The sequence below is a fragment of the Streptacidiphilus fuscans genome (assembly GCF_015690355.1).
Lineage (GTDB): Bacteria > Actinomycetota > Actinomycetes > Streptomycetales > Streptomycetaceae > Streptacidiphilus > Streptacidiphilus fuscans.
Window position 1 is genome coordinate 1 of the sequence record NZ_JADPRT010000018.1, and the last position, 19,633, is coordinate 19,633.

At 71.4% G+C, this 19,633-nt stretch carries 18 protein-coding genes; 15 read left to right on the plus strand and 3 right to left on the minus strand.

Going from position 1 to position 19,633, the window contains the following annotated elements:
- The 4 genes from I2501_RS32105 to I2501_RS32120 form a co-directional block, all read left to right on the plus strand.
- On the plus strand, window positions 1-1,477 hold a 1,477-nt coding region (locus I2501_RS32105), incomplete at its 5' end, for a condensation domain-containing protein (protein WP_328806795.1).
- Window positions 1,477-2,589 (plus strand): polysaccharide deacetylase family protein, encoded by a 1,113-nt coding sequence (locus I2501_RS32110; protein ID WP_196197851.1) that lies wholly within the window; start codon window positions 1,477-1,479, stop codon window positions 2,587-2,589. The genes I2501_RS32105 and I2501_RS32110, both read left to right, overlap by 1 nt.
- A 7-nt stretch (window positions 2,590-2,596) precedes the next feature.
- On the plus strand, window positions 2,597-3,913 hold the full coding sequence (locus I2501_RS32115; RefSeq protein ID WP_196197852.1) for an MFS transporter: 1,317 nt from the start codon (window positions 2,597-2,599) through the stop codon (window positions 3,911-3,913).
- A gap of 24 nt (window positions 3,914-3,937) precedes the next feature.
- Window positions 3,938-4,609: a 4'-phosphopantetheinyl transferase family protein gene (locus I2501_RS32120; protein WP_215910191.1), complete on the plus strand. Its 672-nt coding sequence runs from the start codon at window positions 3,938-3,940 to the stop codon at window positions 4,607-4,609.
- Window positions 4,610-4,677: 68 nt separating this feature from the next.
- Here the strand turns inward: I2501_RS32120 and I2501_RS32125 are convergent, their stop codons facing one another.
- Window positions 4,678-5,406, minus strand: coding sequence for a DUF4262 domain-containing protein (locus tag I2501_RS32125; RefSeq protein WP_328806796.1), 729 nt, complete (start codon window positions 5,404-5,406; stop codon window positions 4,678-4,680).
- Window positions 5,407-5,728: 322 nt separating this feature from the next.
- The gene (locus I2501_RS39880) at window positions 5,729-5,914 is read right to left on the minus strand and encodes a hypothetical protein (protein WP_236047699.1); all 186 of its coding nucleotides are present in this window, start codon (window positions 5,912-5,914) and stop codon (window positions 5,729-5,731) included.
- A gap of 104 nt (window positions 5,915-6,018) precedes the next feature.
- On the opposite strand from I2501_RS39880, the gene I2501_RS32130 reads away from it, so the two are divergent.
- The 11 genes from I2501_RS32130 to I2501_RS32180 all read left to right on the plus strand — a co-directional run bounded on the left by I2501_RS32130 (window position 6,019) and on the right by I2501_RS32180 (window position 17,191).
- Window positions 6,019-7,131: a hypothetical protein gene (locus I2501_RS32130; protein WP_236047701.1), complete on the plus strand. Its 1,113-nt coding sequence runs from the start codon at window positions 6,019-6,021 to the stop codon at window positions 7,129-7,131.
- Window positions 7,132-7,275: 144 nt separating this feature from the next.
- Window positions 7,276-7,614, plus strand: coding sequence for a hypothetical protein (locus tag I2501_RS32135; protein WP_196197854.1), 339 nt, complete (start codon window positions 7,276-7,278; stop codon window positions 7,612-7,614).
- A 104-nt stretch (window positions 7,615-7,718) separates the two neighbouring features.
- Window positions 7,719-8,588, plus strand: a complete 870-nt coding sequence (locus I2501_RS40820; protein WP_196197855.1) for a MurR/RpiR family transcriptional regulator — start codon at window positions 7,719-7,721, stop codon at window positions 8,586-8,588.
- 361 nt (window positions 8,589-8,949) lie between these two features.
- Window positions 8,950-10,545 (plus strand): alkaline phosphatase family protein, encoded by a 1,596-nt coding sequence (locus I2501_RS32145; RefSeq protein WP_196197856.1) that lies wholly within the window; start codon window positions 8,950-8,952, stop codon window positions 10,543-10,545.
- Between the two features lie 324 nt (window positions 10,546-10,869).
- Window positions 10,870-11,829 carry an ABC transporter substrate-binding protein gene (locus I2501_RS32150; protein ID WP_196197857.1) on the plus strand — a complete coding sequence of 320 codons (960 nt, stop codon included), beginning with the start codon at window positions 10,870-10,872 and terminating at the stop codon, window positions 11,827-11,829.
- Window positions 11,830-11,831: 2 nt separating this feature from the next.
- Complete coding sequence (locus tag I2501_RS32155; RefSeq protein ID WP_196197858.1) at window positions 11,832-12,701, plus strand: amino acid ABC transporter permease; 870 nt, start codon at window positions 11,832-11,834, stop codon at window positions 12,699-12,701.
- 32 nt (window positions 12,702-12,733) lie between these two features.
- On the plus strand, window positions 12,734-13,507 hold the full coding sequence (locus I2501_RS32160) for an amino acid ABC transporter ATP-binding protein (protein WP_328806797.1): 774 nt from the start codon (window positions 12,734-12,736) through the stop codon (window positions 13,505-13,507).
- Window positions 13,504-14,724: a M20 family metallopeptidase gene (locus I2501_RS32165; protein WP_328806798.1), complete on the plus strand. Its 1,221-nt coding sequence runs from the start codon at window positions 13,504-13,506 to the stop codon at window positions 14,722-14,724. The genes I2501_RS32160 and I2501_RS32165 overlap by 4 nt, the downstream gene beginning before the upstream one ends.
- A 204-nt stretch (window positions 14,725-14,928) precedes the next feature.
- On the plus strand, window positions 14,929-15,330 hold the full coding sequence (locus tag I2501_RS32170; protein WP_196197859.1) for a hypothetical protein: 402 nt from the start codon (window positions 14,929-14,931) through the stop codon (window positions 15,328-15,330).
- Between the two features lie 132 nt (window positions 15,331-15,462).
- On the plus strand, window positions 15,463-16,209 hold the full coding sequence (locus tag I2501_RS32175; RefSeq protein ID WP_196197860.1) for an SDR family oxidoreductase: 747 nt from the start codon (window positions 15,463-15,465) through the stop codon (window positions 16,207-16,209).
- A gap of 10 nt (window positions 16,210-16,219) precedes the next feature.
- Window positions 16,220-17,191 carry a sigma-70 family RNA polymerase sigma factor gene (locus I2501_RS32180; protein ID WP_328806799.1) on the plus strand — a complete coding sequence of 324 codons (972 nt, stop codon included), beginning with the start codon at window positions 16,220-16,222 and terminating at the stop codon, window positions 17,189-17,191.
- A 53-nt stretch (window positions 17,192-17,244) separates the two neighbouring features.
- Here the strand turns inward: I2501_RS32180 and I2501_RS32185 are convergent, their stop codons facing one another.
- Window positions 17,245-19,626: a beta-xylosidase/alpha-l-arabinosidase gene (locus tag I2501_RS32185; RefSeq protein WP_196198000.1), complete on the minus strand. Its 2,382-nt coding sequence runs from the start codon at window positions 19,624-19,626 to the stop codon at window positions 17,245-17,247.
- Between the last annotated feature and the right edge of the window lie 7 nt (window positions 19,627-19,633).

Sequence of the window (19,633 nt, forward strand, 5' to 3'; positions counted from 1 at the left end):
GGGCCCCACCACCCCACCGGCCCGGACCCGGGCCGGACCTTCGGCCGCGTTCGGCGCGGCTGCGACAGACATCGGACGAGGCAACCGAAGGGACGGTTGGAAGACGATGACCACGGTCAACGAGTCGACGATCCGACTGGAATCCGCGCGGGCCGGGACAGGACCGGCCACCTGGGGGCAGCGCGCGATCTGGGGCGTCGTCACACGCCTGGGCGACGACGCCCCCAGGTACAACCTGCCCATCGACCTCCCGGTCACCCCGCCCCGCCCGGTCACCCGCGTCCTCGCGGATCTGGCGGAACTGCTGCAGCTTCACGACAGCCTGCACACCCGACTGCTGTCGGTCGGTCAGGACGGGCTGAAGCAGGTGGTGGACGACGCCGGCGAGCTCGCGGTGGAGTTCAGGCAGTGCGCCGTCGCCGATGCCCCGGCGGTGAGCGCCGGACTGCTCCAGGAACTCGCCGGGCGCGCCTTCGACACCGCGAGCGAGTGGGGTCTGAGGGTCGGCCTGGTCGCGTGCGAGGGCGTGGTCCACCGGCTGGTGCTGGTCGGCGCGCACACCGCGATGGACTACTGGGGGCTCGGGCGGCTGCTCCGCGACCTGGAATCCGTCCAGGGGGGCGAGACCGCCGCGTCGCTGCGCCAGGCACGCCCCGCCCAACAGCCGTTGGAGGCCGCGGAGTTCCAGGCGTCGCCGCTCGGCCGCCGCCGGGACGAGGCGGCCCGTCGCCACTGGCGCGAGCAACTGACCGCCGGCCCCCGGCGGCTGTTCCGGAACCCCGCAGCGCCGGAACTCGCGGACGACCCGGACCGGATGTTCCCCAACGCCCTGCTGCGCTCGCCCGCACTGGCCGTCGCGGTCGGACGCGTCGCTACGGAGCTGGAGGTGAGCGACGCCGCGGTGCTGTTGGGAGCGGCCTCCCACCAGCTGGCACGAATGTCGGGCAGCAGCGACGTGCTGTGGCAGGTCGTGGTCGGCAACCGCTTCCAGCCCGCTGCGGCCGCCTCGGTCAGCACGGTGGCGCAGGAGGCCCTGTTCCGGCTCCCGGACGCGGACCGGGACTTCGCCGACGCGGTGCGGCGGACCCGCTCGGCGGCGTTCCAGGCGTTCCGTCACGCCGCCTACGACAAGTGGGCGCTGGACCGCGAGATCGCGGAGCTGGTCGAGAAGGAGGCGGCGGCCGACCACTCGTACTGGTGGAACGACACCCGCGACCCGGCCGTCGGGCCCTTCGACACCGTCGAGCCTCCGCGCGCGGCGCTGAGCGAGCTGATCGGCCGGACCGAGCTGAGCTGGCCGACCGAGTTCCTGCCCCGGGTGAACGTCTCGGCGGCGGTGGATGTGCTGACGGCCCCGGGCGCTCTGGATCTCGCCATGACCGCCGACCCGGCGGTCATCGGCCGCGACGGGATGGAGCAGTTCCTGCGCGGAGTCGAACGGCTGGTCGTGGCTGCGGCGATCGCGCTGGGGGACTGATGACTACGCGCTACGCGGGAATCGCCTGGACGGGCGCGGGCTACCGGGTCGAGGTCGTGGACGGCGCGGGTCGCCGGGCCACCGAGGGCCGGAGTTGGGGCGCCGCCCAGGTCGCCGAACTCATCGCCTGGCTCCGGGGGTTGGACGGCGGGAGCACACCGGCGGTGGTGCTGGACAGCACCAACGGCCTGCTCGACGGTCCGATGACGGCAGCCGGTCTGGAGGTGTACCGCGCGGACCCCTGGCTGCTGCCGCCCCGGCCACGGTTCGGCTCCGTCCCGGCCGAGCACCTGGCCGAGCAGGCCCGGACCGCACCGGGCACGCTGGCCCGGGTGACGGCCGAAGGCGGCACGCTGACCGGCCGCGCCGACGAGTTCTTCGAAGGCGTCCAGCGCGGCGAGCCGATCGTGGCCGCGCTGGTGGCGGCCGGCAGCTGCTTCGAGCACGGCCGACGCGACGTCCCCAAGGTCGCCCTCACCTTCGACGACGGCCCCGACCCGGTGCTCACCCGGCAGGTGCTGCGGATCTTGGACCGCTACGGGGCCAGGGCGACCTTCTTCAGCGTCGGCCACCACGTCGCGGCGCTGCCCGACGAGGTGCGCCGGATCGCCGACGCCGGACACGAACTGGGCAACCACTCCTGGTCGCACCCGTACCTGCCGGACCTGACGCCCAGTCAACTCCAGGAGCAGCTCGACCGGACGACGGAGGCGGTGGCCCAGCTGACCGGTCAGGCCCCGACCCGGTTCCGCCCGCCGTACGGCGCGCTCACACCCGAGGTACTGGCCGCCCTCGACGGGCATCCGACCACGCTGACGCTGTGGGACGTGGACTCCCGCGACTGGACCAGGCCGGGGCCGGAGCAGATCGCCACGACCGTCCTGGGCGCAGCCCGGCCCGGCTCGGTGGTGCTCATGCACGAGGGCGCCGGAGACCGGGGGCAGACCGTGCGGGCCCTTCCCACGATCATCGAGGGCCTGCTCGAACGCGGCTTGGAACTGGTCCCCGTGGGAGAACTGCCCGCGCTCGACCCTGCGCCTCAGCTCGCGCCGCCCGCACCTCCCGCGCCATCCGCGCCTCCCGCCGACCACACGCTACGACTGATGGGTTGAGACAGTCATGGAAGAAAGCCTGACCGACGACACCGCAGCGCCGGTATCCGCGCAGACCCAGGCTGCACCCGCCCAAGACCCGCCCGCCGAGCCCGCCGAGGCCGCCGAGGCCGCGTCGGGTCAGGGACCGGCGATCTGGACCCGCAACTTCCGGTTCTACTTCACCGCCCGCAGCGCGGGGCTGCTCAGCTGGGCCATGCTGCCGGTCGCGGTCTCGGCCGGTCTGCTCAGCGGCGGGTACGGCCTGGGCACCGCGGGGTACGCCATGGCCTTCCTGGTGGGCCCGTTCGCGGGCCTGGTGCTTTTCGGCGGAGTGCTCGCCGACCGGTTCACCGCCCGTCGCCTGATGATTGCCGCCGACCTGGCGAACCTCACCGCCCACACCCTGCTGGCCGTGCTGTTCATCCACGGCATCAGCCATCTCTGGCAGCTGTACGCGCTGTTGGTGGTGGCCGGGACCGCCAACGCGATGTTCCAGCCGGGCGCGTCGTCGACCGTCCCGCTGGTGGCCAGGGACGTGCAGGGAGCCAACGGGGTGCTGCGGACCTCAGAGGCGCTCACCGGACTGGGTGGCCCTGCGCTGGCCGGCGCCCTGGTCGGACTGGGAGCCACCGGCTTCGTGATGGTGATCTCCGCCGTCGCCTACGGCACCAGCGCCACCTGCCTGTTGGCACTCCGGCTGGGAGCGGTGCCCGCACCGCCCGCGGGGGAGAGCCTGTGGCGCAACCTGGCCATCGGGTGGCACGAGTTCCGCGCCCGCAGCTGGCTCTGGGGCGTGGTCGTGATCTGGATGTTCTACGCCGTGCTCTCCTGGGGACCCCAGCTGTCGGTGGCCGCCAGCGTCATCGTGCCCCAGCACGGTGCGACCGCCTTCGGGCTGATCAACTGCGCGCTGGGCGCGGGCACCGTGATCGGCGGCCTGCTGGCGATCCGCTACAAGCCCCGACGTCCCCTGGCCGCCGGAGCGGTGGCGATGCTGGCCTACCCGCTCTACCCGCTCGGCATCGTGCTCGGCTGGCCCGCCTGGCTGCTCGCCGCGGCACAGGTCGCGGTCGGCGTCGGGATCGGCGTCTGGGGCGTCATGTGGGCGACCAGCGTGCAGACCCAGGTGCCCGGCGAGGTGCTCAACCGCGTCCACGCCTACGAGGTCGCGGGCTCCGTCGGGATGTACCCGATCGGCAGCGCACTGGCCGGCCCGGCCGTCGCGGCGTTCGGCACCGACCGGGTCCTCATGGTCGGCGTCGTCGTCGCCCTGCTCACCGCGCTCGCCCTCCTCGCCTCCCGCCCGATCCGCACCCTCGGCCGCTCGCCGAGCGCCGCCTGACGGCGGTGCGAGACGGAGGCGTCGATGCTGCGTGGCACCCGGCGGCTGGTGCCGTACACGGCCGCCGACGGCGTGCTCTACCTGGTCGGCCGCACCGACGAGATCCTGGACGCCCTGCCGGTCGCCGCGACGGACCAGGAGGCCGCTTCTGCGCGGCCTCCTTGGCGCGCGGCGGAACACGCCGCCTCCCGCACCTTGCTGCGCGCCCTGCTGCGGGAGGCCGGCGCCGACCTCGCCGCCGGCCCGATCGCCGCCCGCCCGACCGGCCGGCCCTATCTGCCGGACCGCCCCGAGCTGGGCGTGAGCCTCTCGCACTCCTCGGGCTGGGTCGCCGCGGCTGTCGGCACCCACTGCGACGTGGGCATCGACGTGCAGCTCCCGTCCCGCGTCGGCGACCGGATGCTGCGCCTCTGCTGCTCGGCCGAGGACGCGGAGGCCCTCGCCGCGATGCCGGAGGACCGGCGGCGGCGCGAGTTCGCCTGGATCTTCAGCGTCCAGGAGGCGTGCGTGAAGGCCGTGGGCCAGGGCTTCCGCGGCCGCCCCTGGAACGTGCCGGTGGCTCTCGGGCAGCAGGCAGGCGAATGGGAGCGGGAGCCGGAGCGGGTCCGCTGGCGTGCCCCTCGTGGCCGACACCCGCTCCCGCTCAGCCTCGCCTGGACGGAGCACCCGGTTCGGGACGGAGGATGTTCTGACTGAGCTTCAGGGACGGGGCGAGCGCCGACATATCCGAATGGTCTGGAAACGCCCGCCTTGGAGACCGGGCTTCATCCGCCGGCAGGCCATGCTCCGTCGGCTTGACGGAGAACGCTCTGGCCCGGTGCGAGCCAGGCGACCTCCTTGAGGTCCGGATGGTGTCCCACGAGGTGTCCCAATATGGTCGTCACCAGTTCTTCGCGCCCCTCCGCGGAAGGTACTCCCTCGAACGTCCACAAGCCGGAGTCGGAGTGCTCGGCGCGCATGACGGGTTGGGATCCGTCGGCGACAGAGGCCGCAGCCCGTACCTCGTGGTAGGGCAGCATCGTGACGAAGGGCCAGTTCCGCTTCGGGTCTTCGTCAGCCCAGGGGCCGGACGAGTCCTCCCGGCGGATCCAGAGGAGCGGCTGCGTCGCGCGGCAGGTCTCTTCGACGTCTTCTTCCCAGGGGAAGCGGCCTTGCTTGTCAGGCCAGAACATCTGCGTGATCGGGAGGGGCGGCCGCTGGTAGTAGTCCAGGGCAGCACCGAAGAAGCTCCGGTACCAGCTCGGGTGGACCGGTCGGATGGCGACGGGGAAGCCGTTGAGCACGTCGTCGCGGCGCTGGTCCGGCTCAAGGGGGTTGCCCTCACGGATCGCATCCCCGAGAACGTTGAGGATCCGCATGCCCGTCTGTGCAGGGACTCCGAAGACGGCCACCTCAGGACTGCGCAGCGTATGCCAGAGGCCGATGGAGTAGGACCAGTCGCCGGGCAGGTCTCCGCCGGCGACTCCGGTCACGCTCCAGCCGTGGCTGCTCACGTTGTCCGAGGTGCGCCGGGTCTCGGGAGTCCCACGTGGAAGGGTCGCTCGATGCGTCGCAGAGCAGGCAGCCGCAGTCAGGTGTGATCACGACGGCAGGGTACGGCTGCCGCGCGTAGCCGGCTCGGCCGGGGTCCGGCCCGCGCGCTGCGGAGCGCATCTTCGAGCCGAGACGTGTCTCAGGGGCCCCTTCCAGACCGCTGTGCGTGAGAGACTTTGCGGCCAGCTCGCCGAGCCAGAAGGGTCGCACGCCGTGTCGGACGTCTCGCCACCGCCGGTCCACCTCGACAAGGTGATGGAGGGACTCGCCGGGAACCCCTCGCTACCGCCCGAGCTGATCCGTCGTCTCTTTGCGTACCGCAGAGGCCGTGGCAGCGTCGCCAAGCGACTGGACCTGAACGACGACATGATCGCCGAGATCATCGCCGTCGACGACTTCTGGCTCACGCACGCGCTGGCGCTCAACCGGGGCCTCCCGCACGCCTTCCGCATGACGCTTGCCCTGCACCCGGATCCGGCGATACGCGCGGCCGTGGCGGTTGCCGCAGGCGACGCGCAGAGGGCCCTGTTCGAGCGGCTCCTCGGAGAGACGACGCCCAGGTACGTGAGTACGTGGCGCAGAACGAGCACATGCCGACGGACCTGCGTGCCCGGCTGGCGATGGACCCGGACCCCAAGGTTCGGGCGACCTTGGCGCAATGGTGGACGCTGGCGCCGGAGGGGGTCCGTCGAATCCTGTTGACCGATCAGGAGGACGCGGTGCGCGCCGGGGCCTGCGCGACCTACTACCCACGCCGTCCTCATCCCGTCCCGCCTGCCGACCTGCTCCCGGCGCTGTTGGCAGACCCGGTGACGCGTGCAGGCGCGCTGCGCCACTGCAGGTTGACCGCGGACGCGGCCCGCGATCTGGCCGGTGACCCTGACGAGGACGTACGCAAGGAACTCGCTGCTCACCCCGACCTCCTGCTACCCGTGCGGGACATACTGGCCGAGGACCCCAGTCTGCGGGTCAGGCTCCGCATCTTCGCACGGGAGGACACCCCTGACGCGACCCGCGCCGCGATCCACGCGGGAATCCTGGCCGAGATGCCCGCGCGCAACTGGATGACAGATCGTCAGAACCTGGACGGAGATGCACTCGGCCGGGCGCTCGCAGGGGAGATGGCCAACCTGGAGCTTCGGTCGCTGCGCGTCCCCTGGGTGACCGCCGACCCCTTGCCGCATGTGGACTCGCCCTACCTGTGCTTCCGCGCCTCGGCCGCGAAGGCCGACAGCCTGCCCGCGTCCGTCGTGGCCCGACTGCTCGACGACGAGGAGAGCAGCGTCCGGACCACGATGGCTCTCCACGCCCGCGACCGGATCGACCCCGCCACGGCTGAACGCATCGACCGCGACTACCGGGCGGAGGGGAAAACCGATTGGCGCCCCGCCGATGACTTCCCCCTCCCGCCGGACGCCCTTCGGCGTCTTGCCACCGACCCCGACCCGAGGATGCGGCGGCTGGCACCACGCGACCCCGACCTGCCGAGAGAACTTGTCAGCCGCCTCGCGTCCGACCCCGACCAGACGGTGCGGCGCGCGATCGCGACTCATCCGGGCCTTCCTGCCCGCGAGTTGGCGCAACTGGTGAACGATCCGTCGGAGTGGGTGGCGAACGCCGCAGCGGGCAACCCCAACCTGCCGCCCGAGGAGATGTACCGGCTACTCGCCCTGGCAGGGGTGTGACTACGGTCGCCTCGTCACTCTTTCGGCTGGCTGTCGGCCCAATGTTCTGTACACGGAGAGCCCATGTCGCAAAACTAGGCGTGACCCGCAGAGCGAGCCGCCCCGGCCCGGAGGGGCCGTCAGAGCGGAAGAAGGGAGCCGTCGATGCGGCGATTTGTGCGTGCGCGGCGACTGGCCATGGCCGTGGGAGCTTCGCTCCTGCTTACTGTCAGCCTCCCCACCAGCGCCCAGGCGGCCAACGGCACGTTCGGCTACAGGTCGCTGGACGGCAACTACTACATCGGCCAGAACCTGCACAGCGGCGAGTGCATGCCGCTGGTCGACGGCGCGACTCGTATCGACAACGACACCGACGAGCCGGCTTTTCTCTTCCACAACGGGGATTTCTACTGCAGCGCCCAATTCGCCGACGTTCCGCCCCACTCCTCGAAGATCTTCGGACCGGGGCCTGACGCGTATCCGTACTGGGTCGAGTTCATCTGAGGGGGCAGCGCGCGAACGTCGACACACGATGCTCGCGGGCGCCACGCCGTTCCAGCCGGTCCTCCTGGTCGCTACGATGAAACGTCCATTTCAGGAGGTGGCTCGTGCGACCAGCGCCCGGGGGTGTCGGCGAGGCCGTGCGGCTTCGGCTGGGGGAGTTCAGTCCGGCGGAGCGGAAGGTCGCGCGGGTGCTGCTCGCCGCGTATCCGGCGGCCGGGTTCGAGACGGTGGCCAGGCTGGCCGAGCGCGCCGGAGTGAGTGCGCCCACGGTGGTGCGGTTCGCGCAGCGGCTCGGGTACCGGGGTTACCCGGAATTCCAGCAGGCGCTGCGGGACGAGCTGGAGGAGCGCGAGGCCTCGCCGCTCAGCATGTACGGGTCGGCGGAGTTCGCCGAACAGGCTGAGGCCGAGGGCGGGTTGCTGGCGCACAGCGGGCGGGTGTTCAGCAACTCGGTCGCGGAGACCTTCCGGATGCTCCCGCAGGACGAGATCGACCGTGCGATCGCCCTGGTGGCCGACCCGAGTCGGCGGATCACCGTGGTGGGCGGGCGGTTCACCAGCACGCTGGCGTCCTATCTCTGCCTCCATCTGGTGCAGATGCGGGCGGACTGCCGTGTGCTGCCCGAGGCGCCGGTCCAACGCGTGGCCATGCTGGCCGAGTTGGGACGTCGCGACGTGGTGGTCGCGCTGGACATCCGGCGCTACGAGGTCGCCACGCTCCAGCTGGCCAAGGCCGCGCACGCGCGCGGAGCCACCGTCGTCCTGGTGACGGACACCTGGCTCTCCCCGGTCGCCGAGGTGGCGCAGGTGGTGCTGCCGACGGTCGTGGCGTCGCCCTCGCCGTACGACACGCTGGTGCCGGCCATGGCGGTGCTGGAAACCCTCGTCGCCGGGGTGCTCGCCTCGCTCGGTGAGGCGGCGACCGCCCGCATGGCCGCGGGCGAGCAGGCGACGCAGGAGCTGTCGCTGTTCTGAGCCGATCTGGGGCACCTCTCGGTCTTGGTTCGGCTGTCGCAGCCCGGGTCGGCGGCGTGCGCCCGCGTCCGAGTGGAGGCAGGCTGGGAGATGAGGTCAGGCGGACGCGTGGTCGAGCCCCGAAGGGACGGTGTACCGACTTCGCCGGAGCGCAGGGACACGGCTGCGCCTGCATCCGTGTCCTCTGTTCTGACCAGGGCCGGTCAGCTGAGCATCCGCAGCTTCCCCGGGTTGGCCGCGTCCACGCCCGGCGCATTTCTCCGGCCTGGCTCGGCGACCACCGGCTGTTTCCCGTCGCCCGAACACAGAAACCGGTCCGGCCGCAGCCGAACAGCCGGCCTGTCGAGATCCGAGGTCAGGGATGACGAGTCAGAGCAAGGACCACGCGCTCGACCACGTGGTGGTGGTTGTGTTCGAGAACCGGTCGTTGGACAACTTGCTCGGTCGGCTGTACGGGCCGCAGGACGGCAAGACCTTCGAGGGCGTGACCGGTAGGGACCTCACGAATCCGATCCCGGAATGGGCCGAGCACGGCGCCGACCGCAAGGTGGTGCCCTACACGGTGGCAACGGACATGGACAGCCCAAATCCCGATACGGGGGAGGAGTATCCGCACACCAACACTCAGCTCTTCAACATCCTCAGCGAGGCGAACCGCTTCAAGGTCGGCGAGGACATCTCGGCGCCGTACAACGCGCCCGAGCCCGGCCAGACTCCCACGATGGACGGGTTCGTCACCGACTACATCAGTACCCTGACCGGCGAACTGGGCCGCCAGCCCACCTACGACGAGTACGCGCAGGTAATGACCGGGTTCGCCCCGGAGCAGATCCCTGTGCTGAGCGGGCTGGCACGCGGATTCGGCGTGTTCGACCACTGGTTCTGCGAGGTGCCGTCGCAAACGTTCACCAACCGGTCGTTCTGGACCGCCGCGACGGCCTCGGGGTTCGTGGTGAACTCACCGGTCAAGAACTGGATTCTCGACAACGATGCCGAGACGATCTTCAATCGGCTCGAACAGCACGGTAGGACGTGGAAGGTGTACGTCGCTGAGCCGGACCGGTTCTCGATGACAGGCCTGATCCACTACCCACGGCTCAAGGACCGCTTCGACACGCACTTCGAGCCGTTCTCCCAGTTCGAAACCGACGCCGGCAACGGCGACCTGCCCGACTTCTCGTTCATCGAGCCGTGCCTGGTCCTGGGGCACGGTGACTACCACCCGGCAATGTCGCGCGCGCTGGGCCACGGGGTCGTGATCTCCGGGGTCGACCCGCCCTCCTCCATCCTGGGCGGTGAGGCGTTCCTGGCCCGGATCTACCGCGCCTACCGGGCCATGCGGTCGCCGGACGGGGCCAACGTCTGGAACACAGCCCTGCTGATCGGCTGGGACGAGCCCGGCGGCACCTATGACCACGTCCCGCCCGGACCGGTGCCGCCCCCCGACCCGACCGCCCCGCCGGGCCAACTCGGGTTCGGGTTCGACCGGTCCGGCTACCGAGTCCCGGCCGTCCTGGTCTCCCCATGGGTGGCCGCAGGCACTGTGTTCAACGAGGAACACCGCCACACCTCCCTTATCGCCACCCTGCGCGAAGCGTGGGACCTGGGCGAGCCGTTCAGTGCGCGCGACGCAGCCGCCCGGACGTTCTCGCACGCCTTCACCCTTGACAGACCCCGGGATCCGGACATCTGGCCCACTCCGACCCCGCAGCCGGTGCCCCAGTACATCGAGGACGCCCTGCTCGTGGGCCGAAGCCTCTCAACCCTCGGTAAGGCAGCCTTCGAGGGGATCCGCGGCTACGCCGACCACCACGGCATCCGGATAGAGGGACTTCCTCACGATTCCAAGACCGAGGTCTCCCCGGAACAGGCCCTGCGGATCATGCGTGACTTCCTCGCCATCCACTTCCCCCGCTTGGCACCGCCCACCCAGACACCGAAGGCTCCGCAAGCCTGACGCAGGTTGCACACGGTGATCACCTGGTCCCCGATGCCGTAGACGAGCAGCCCGGAGCAACAAGGCGCGCGGTCTCGCGAGACCGACGGCGGCAGCGGGCGATTCAATTACGGGACAGCCTCAGGACAACGCGTCCCGGACGACCTGTCCACGTGCGAGTGAAGCCCTCCCGGCGCCCGACCCGGCGCCGGGAGGGCTTCGTCGCGTCCAGGGCTCGGCGTGGTTACCGAACTGAAACAGCTATTACATCTTTCGCAGAACGGCCGCCATCTGTAATTTATCTCTCCATCGCCGCCTCTCCCTCGCGGCTGCAAGGAGACACCCATGTCCTCAACCTCCCCGACCCGGCGTGTCGGCGCCCTCGCAGCCGTGGTGGGCTGTGCGCTGCTCGCCTCCGCCTGCGGATCCACCAGCCCGTCGTCCGCCGGTTCCCCGGGTTCCACCGAGGCGACCGTCGCGGGCGTCCGCATCACGGTCGACCGGTCCCTCCACGACGCGCTCCCCAGCGCGATCAAGTCCTCCGGCGTGGTGCGGGTCGCCTCCGACGTGCCGTACGCGCCGTTCGAGATGTACGCGAGTGCGGGCAGCACGCAGATCACGGGCATCGACTATGACCTGGGCCAGGCCCTCGGCGCCAAGCTCGGGGTGAGCTTCACGTTCAGCCCGGTGAAGTTCGAGGGCATCATCGCCGCCATCTCGGCCGGCCAGTACGACGTGGCGATGTCCGACATGGGCGACCGCAAGGCCCGCGAGCAGCAGCTCGACTTCGTCGACTACACCCAGGACGGCACCGCCATCCTGGTGGCCAAGGGCAACCCGTCCCACATCGCCACCTTCACCGACCTGTGCGGCAAGCCGGTGTCGACCGAGGCCGGCACCAACACGGAGAAGTTCGTCGACGACACCGGCCAGCGCCTGTGCACCGCCGCCAGCAAGCCGCCGATCGACCTGCAGACCTACCCCAAGGACTCCGACGGCCAGCTCGCGATCAAGGCCGGCAAGGTGGTGGCGCACGTCCTGGACGCGGCAGCCGCCGGGTACGCCGCCGCCACCGCGGACCAGGGCAACTCGTTCCAGGTCGTCAAGGACCCCAGCGCGCCCACCGGTTACAACTCCACGCCGAACGGCATCGCGGTGGCGAAGTCCGAACCCCAGCTGGCCGACGCCATCCAGAAGGCGCTCCAGGAACTCATCGACGACGGCACCTACGCCAAGATCCTCGCCACGTACGGCGAGTCCTCGATCGCGGTCGCCAAGGCCGAGCGCAACGCGGCGGTGAGCTGAGCATGGCCTCCTCGACCCTCCCGCTCCGAGACGGCGCCGGGTCCGAAGCGTCGTCGGAGCCCCTCGTCCCCCTGCGGCACTACGGCCGCCATGCCGGTGCCGCGGTCGCCTTGGTGTGCCTGGGTGGCGTGCTCTGGTCGTTCGGCAAGAACCCCAACCTCGACTGGCCCACCATCGGCGCGTACCTGTTCAAGGACCTGACGCTGCAGGGCCTGTGGACCACGGTCTGGCTCACCGTCGTCGCGATGGCGATCGGGCTGGCCGGAGGGGTGCTCGTCGCGGTGATGCGGCTGTCGCACAATCCGGTGCTGCGCGGCGTCTCCTCGCTCTACGTCTGGGTCTTCCGGGGCACCCCGCTGCTCGTCCAGATCATCTTCTGGGGCTTCCTCGGCGCGCTCTACAAGAACACGATGATCGGCGTCCCCTTCACCCACATCACCTTCTACTCGGCCCCGACCAGCACCCTGGTGGACGCGACCACCGCGGCCCTGCTCGCCCTGGGGCTCAACGAGATCGCCTACGCGTCGGAGATCATCCGCGCCGGTATCCAGGCCGTCGACCGGGGCCAGACCGAGGCCGCCCAGGCGCTCGGCATGACGCCGGTGCTGACGCTGCGCCGGATCGTGCTGCCGCAGGCGATGCGGTCCATCATCCCGCCGCTCGGCAACGAGGTGGTCACCATGCTCAAATCCACCGCGCTGGTCTCCGTGATCGCCGGTCATGACCTGCTGTCCAACCTCCAGGACGTGTACGCCCAGAACTACAAGGTCATCCCGCTGCTCGTGGTCGCCAGCCTCTGGTACCTGGTGCTCAGCAGCCTGCTGAGCCTCCCTCAGTCCTGGCTGGAGCGCCGCTTCGGAGGCGCCCGATGAGCAAAGCGAGCACGGTGAGCCGAGGGAGCACGATGAGCACGGTGAGTGAACCCATGGTGGTCGCCGAGGGCGTCCACAAGCGCTACGGGTCCGTCGACGTCCTGCGCGGCGTCGACCTGACCGTGCGACGCGGCGAGGTCTGCTGCCTGCTCGGCCCCTCGGGCTCGGGCAAGTCCACCTTCCTGCGCTGCGTCAACCGCCTGGAGAAGGCGGACGGCGGCACCATCAGCGTCGACGGCGAGCCGGTCGGCTTCCGCCGCCACCAGGGCCGACGCCACGAACTGCGGGAGAAGGCCGTGGCTGCGGCACGCCGCGACATCGGCATGGTCTTCCAGCGGTTCAACCTCTTCCCGCACCTGACCGCCGCCGAGAACGTCATGGAGGCGCCCGTGCGCGTCAAGGGCGTCGCCAAGGACGAGGCGCGGCAGCGGGCCGCGAAGCTGCTCGACCGGGTCGGCCTGGCCGCCAAGGCCGACAGCCGCCCCGCCCAGCTCTCCGGCGGCCAGCAGCAACGCGTCGCCATCGCACGGGCGTTGGCGATGGATCCCAAGCTGATGCTCTTCGACGAGCCGACCTCGGCACTCGACCCCGAGCTGGTCGGCGAGGTGCTCGACGTGATGCGCGGACTGGCCGAGGACGGCATGACCATGATCGTGGTCACCCACGAGATCGGCTTCGCCCGCGAGGTCGCGGACACCACCGTGTTCCTGGACGGCGGGGTGGTCGTCGAATCCGGCCCGCCCGCCGAGGTGTTGACCGCACCCCGGCAGGAGCGCACCCGAGCCTTCCTGGCGAAGGTCCTGTGAGCGTCGCCACCGACCAGCCCGTGACCAGCGTGCCCGGCACCGACCTGCCCACCGCAGACGTGCTGCGGCGGCACGTCCAGGCCCGCTACGACGGGTTCCTGGCCGACCTGGCCCAGCTGGTCGCCGTGGACTGCGGCAGCTGGAACGCCGAAGGCGTCAACCAGGTCGCCGACTTCTGCGCCGAGCGGCTCGCCGCGCTCGACTTCACCGTGACCCGCATGCCCGCCCGGGCCGACGACGGTCGGCCCCTCGGCGACATCGTGGTGGCCCGCCGCCGGGGTGACCTCCCGGACGGCCGCCGGATTCTGCTCCTCGCCCATATGGACACCGTCTACGACGACGGCACGGCGGCGTCCCGCCCGCTGCGGATCGAGGACGGCGTCGCCCACGGCCCCGGCGTCACGGACGACAAGGGCGGCCTGCTTGCCGGTGTCACCGCCGCCGCGGCCATCTCCGACAGCGGCCGACACCCTTATGCCGAGCTGGTGTTCCTGCTCACCCCGGACGAGGAGATCAGCTCGGACGCGAGTCGGCCTGCCCTCGAGCAACTGGCGGCCGAGGCCGACTACGCGCTCTGCCTGGAGGCGGCTCGGGAGAACGGTGACCTGGTCTGGGCCCGCAAGGGCATCGCCGACCTGCACCTCACCGTCAGCGGCCGGGCCGCGCACTCCGGTGTCGAGCCCGAGCGCGGCGCCAACGCGGCGCTGGCCGCCGCCCACCTGGTCGTCGCGCTCCAGGGACTCAACGGGCAGTGGCCCGGCGTCACCGTCAACGTCGGTGTGGTGCACGCCGGTTCACGCACCAACGTGGTCTGTGCCGAAGCCAGGCTGGAGCTGGAGGTCCGCGCCGCCACCATCGGCGAGATGGACGCGGCCCTCGCCGCCGTCGAGGCTCTCGCCGCGCGGCCGGTCGTCCCCGGCACCTCGGTGTCGGTTCACCGACCGGCCGCCTGGCCGCCGATGGCGCCCACGGACGAGGTCGCGGGCATGCTCGCCCACGCCCAGGAGATCGCCACCGAGCTCGGCTTCGAGGTCACCGCGGTCGCCACCGGCGGTGCGGCGGACGCCAACCTCGCCTCCGCCCATGTGCCAGTCCTGGACGGCCTCGGCCCGGTCGGCGGCGGGGACCACAGCCCCGTCGAGTGGCTCGACCTGACCAGCGTCGTCCCCCGCACGACCCTGCTCGCGGCGCTGATCACCCGCCTCGGATCCGGCTGACCGCGCGCCTCCACCGAGCCGCCTCCACCGAGCCGACGCCACCGTGCCGACGCCACTGAGCCGACGGCGGCCGGCCGTCGGCTCGGTGGCACGCGGGGTGTTCCGGTCAACGCCGGGTGCGATGCTGCTGCTCTCCCACGGCGCTGCCTAGTAGTGTCCAGCCGGCGTGTGCCGTCGGTCGCTGTCCTGGGGAAGGGACTCTCCATGCTCGAAAAGCTCCTGCACCACAAGCTGCTGCGCGAAGGCCTCGAAGGCAAGGGAGTGATCACCGCGCGGAAGCTCGGGGCACCCATGAGCGAGACCGGTGCCGGGGGCTTCTACATCGGGGTCGAAGGACACATCAAGTTCGACGACGGCACCCAAGCCGTCTTCTCGTCGAGAAGACTGGACCCCCACAAGCTCGGAGACCTCGACGTGGGGACGATCGTGCCGGTCCGCTACAGCGCGGACCATCAGCATGTGGTCCTGGACACGCCCAGGCTCGAGGCTCTGAGGGCGGCGAAGAAGCACGAGGCGGCCGGCTGGGCCGAGCAGAAGAGGCAGCGGGACATCGCCGCAGCAGACGCCAAGCTGGCCCAGGAAGGCGGACACCCCGACCACAACTGAGTTTCGTGGCCCCAAGGGGTGTACGACGGCCGACACCACCGCTCGCCACCGTTCCTCCCGCGCCGCGACGGTTTTTCGCCCTCCCGCTGGTCTTGATTGCGAGAGCACTCGACCACATGTAGGGAGAGCACCATGTCAGGCCAGCAGGAGACGCAGACCGCTGTCGTCACGGGGGCGAGCCGGGGCTTCGGCCGTGCCATCGCCGCCGCGCTGGTGGCGAACGGGGCCACGGTGGTCGGGATCGCCCGGAACCGGGCGGACCTCGACGCCGTCCGCGACGAGCTCGGGGATGGCTTCGTGCCGGTCGTCGGCGACGCCGTCGACGAAGGGCTCGCCGAGCGGCTGTTGTCCGAGTACCGCCCGGAGCTGCTCGTGCTGAACGCCGGCGCGACGCCGCATCTCGGCGCCGTGCACGAGCAGACCTGGGAGACCTTCACCACCAACTGGAACGTGGACACCCGCCAGGCGTTCACCTGGACCCGCGCCGCGCTGCGGCTGCCGCTCGCACCCGGCAGTGTCGTGGTGGAGATGTCGAGCGGTGCCGCGTTGAAAGGCTCTCCGCTCAGTGGCGGCTACGCGGCGGCGAACGCGGCGATCCGGTACATCGGTGGCTACGCCGCCGACGAGTCCGCGCGGGCCGGCCTCGGCATCCGGTTCGTGGTGCTGCTGCCGCAGCTGACACCGACCGGCATCGGCTCGCTCGGCGTCGACGGCTACGCCGCGCGAGCCGGGGTGGACCGGGAGACCTTCATCGCCGGACTCCAGCCGGTGCTCACGCCGGAGCTGGTCGCGAAGGCGGTGCTGCAGGTCGCTGCGGACCCGCAGTCCGCGCCCGAGTACGCGGTGACCGGTGCGGGCGTGACGGCCCTGAACGGCTGACCGCACTACCGTGGAGACCATGGTCTCGAACCTGGAGTTCGCCGGCTTGACCGAGCCGTTCCGTCCGGAGCTGCTGGCGCACTGCTACCGGATGCTCGGCTCGGTGCACGATGCCGAGGACCTGGTCCAGGAGACGTATCTGCGCGCCTGGCGCGGATTCGAACACTTCGAGGGACGGTCCTCGGTACGCCGGTGGCTGTACAAGATCGCGACGATGGCCTGCCTGACCGCCCTGGAGACGCGCCCGCGGCGGCCGCTCCCTTCCGGCCTCGGCGCACCGCAGGACGATCACCACGTCACCGTCGCGGAGCGGGAGCCGGAAGTCCCGTGGTTGCAGCCGGTGCCGGACCGGCTGCTGGGCACACGTGGGGACGACCCGGCGGTCGTCGCAGCCGCGCGCAGCGGCGTGCGGCTGGCGTTCATCGCGGCCCTGCAGTTCCTGTCCGCCCGGCAGCGTGCGGTATTGACGCTCCGTGACGTGCTGGCGTTCCGCACCGCAGAGGTCGCCGAGATGCTCGGCACGACGACGGCGGCCGTCGACAGCACACTGCGCCGCGCCCGCGCCGCGATGTCGGACGCGGGGCCGGTCCCGGAGGATCTCGCCGAGCCGGACGCGGCCACGCGGCGCAAGCTGCTCGACGACTACGTCGACGCCTTCACCCGAGCCGACACCGACGCTCTGGTCCGCCTGTTGCGCACCGACGTCGAACTGGAGATGCCGCCGATCCCGACCTGGTTCACCGGCCGCACCGCTGTCGTCGGCTTCCTCTCCACCCGGGTGCTCCGCCCGGGCCTTTGGCGGCTGGGGCCGAGCCGGGCCAACGGCCAGGCCGCCGTCGTCATCCGCAAGCGCGACGACGACGGCTACCGCCCCTACGGGGCACAGGTCCTGACGCTGGACGGAACCCGGGTCAGCCGCATCACGTCCTTCAACGACCCGGGCCTGGTCGCGCTGTTCGGCCGCACCCCGGCGGTCGACTGAGCGGGCGGCCGACTGGAGCCGGCCGAGGGGCACCGGCCTCCTGCCGCGTGGGCCTAACAGCCGTGTTCGACGGTGATCCGGGGGTGGAGCCGTCGGGTGTGGTCGACTTCGCGGATCGGGCCGGTCAGGCGCAGGGGGACGGTGAAGCGGTGGTCGGCGCTGCTGGCGGAGATGCGCAGCTCCAGCTCGCCGGGTTCGACGATGCGTCGGCCCGCGCGGCCGGTGAAGGAGGCCAGGTCCGCAGGCAGTTCCAGGTGGACCCGGCAGCGTTGCCCGGTGTCGACGGGGAGGCGCCGGTAGCCGACGAGCCGCTGCAGTGGCTGCACCACCGAGGCGACCGGGTCGTGGAGGTAGAACTGCACGACCTCGCACCCGGAGCGCCGACCGGTGTTGCGGACGTCGAAGGCGAGGTGGAAGCTGCCGTCGGTGCTGGACTCGGCGACGGTGACGTCGGGCGCGGACCAGTGGAAGCTGGTGTAGCCGAGGCCGTGGCCGAACGCGTAGGCGGGGCTGGTGTTCGTGCTGGAGACGTCGCTGTCGTGCGCGAGTCGGGCGCCCAGGTAGGTCGAGGGCTGGACACCCGTGTGGCGCGGCACGCTGACGGGGAGTCGGCCGGACGGGTTGACGCGTCCGGACAGGACGCCGGCGATGGCCCCGGTGCCCGCCTCGCCCGGGAAGAAGGACTGCACGACGGCCGCCGCCTCCTGCTCGGCGCGGCCGAGTGCGTAGGGGCGGCCCGCGAGCATGACCAACACCACGGGCGTGCCGGTGCCTTGCAGCTCATCCAGCAGCGCGTCGAGTAGGCGCTCCTGGACGCCGGGGAGTCGCAGGGTCGACGCGTCGCACCCCTCTCCGCTGGTGCCGCGTCCGAACAGGCCCGCTCGGTCGCCGAGCGCGAGCACCACGACGTCGGCGGCCCGGGCCGCGGCGATCGCGTCGGCGAAGCCGCCCGTGTCGGTGCCGTCGACCGTCGCGCCGAGCGCGCAGTGGAGCTCGGCGTCGGGGAACTCCGCCGCCAACGATTGGCGCAGCGTGGGCAGTTCGATGCCGGTCGGGACGTCGGGGTGCTGCGCGCCGACGTGGACGGGGAAGGAGTAGCAGCCGAGCACGGCGTTGGGGGTGTCGGCGTTGGGGCCGATCAGCGCGATCCGCCGGGGTCGGTCGAGCGGCAGGGTGCCGTCGTTCCGCAGCAGGACGACGGCCTGCTGCGCGAGTTCGGCCGCGAGCCGCCGGTTGGCCGGGCGGTCGAGGTCGATGCTGCCGCGCGCGTCCTGCGGAGCGGACGGGTCGGTGTCGCGAAGCGCCTGCGGGACCGGGTCCCAGTCGGGGTCGAGCAGGCCGAGCTGGGCCTTCTGCATGAGGACGCGGCGCAGCGCACGGTCGATCAGTTTCTCGGGCACGGCGCCGGTTTCGACCGCGTCGAGCAGCGGCTGCCCGAAGGTCTTGACGGTGGGAAGTTCGACGTCGACGCCGCTTGCGAGGGCCAGCGCGGCGGCTTCGCTCCAACCGGAGGCGACCCCGTGCAGGAGTTTGAGGAAGGCGATGCCGAAGTAGTCGGCGACGACCGTGCCGTCGAAGCCCCAGGTGTCCCGGAGCAGGCCGGTGAGCAGCGCCTCGTCGGCCGCGGAGGGGATGCCGTCGGTGTCGGTGTAGGCGTGCATCACCGAGCGCGGGCACCCCTCGCGGACCGCCATCTCGAACGGGGGCAGGATCACGTCGGCCCGCTCGCGCGGACCCATGGCGACCGGGGCCAGGTTGCGGCCGGCCTGTGAGGCGGAGTATCCGGCGAAGTGCTTGAGGGTGGCGACGATCCCGGCGGACTCCAGGCCCCGCACGTAGGCGGTGGCGACGGAGCCGACCAGGTAGGGGTCCTCGCCGATGGTCTCCTCGACGCGTCCCCAGCGGGCGTCGCGCACGACGTCGAGCACCGGGGCGAGCCCTTGGTGGACGCCGACCGAGCGCATGTCGGCGCCGATCGACTCGGCCATCTCCCGTACCAGCTCGGGGTTGAAGGTCGCACCCCAGGAGAGCGGCACCGGGTAGGCGGTGGCGCCCCAGGCGGCGAATCCGGCGAGGCACTCCTCGTGGGCGAGGGCGGGGATCCCGAACCGGTTCGCGGCCATGATGCGCCGCTGGGAGCGGGCGAGCGAGAGCGCGCCGACGGCGGCGTCCACGGGCCGGGTGCCGAAGGGCCGGGTCAGCTGGCCCAGGCCGTGCGGCAGCAGTTCGTCCAGGTCCGGGGGTTCCTCCATCTCGTGCTGGTGGGGGGCGACATCGCCGCCCTCGTCACTGGCGCCGACCCAGACACCGACCAGTTGGGCCGTCTTCTCCCGCAGGGTCATGGCCGCGATCAGGGCATCGGCCCTGGTCCCGGGATCGAGGGTGGTGTCCTGCCAGGCGGGGACGTCGGTTGCGGTTGGGGCCGCGGGGTTCATCTTGCCG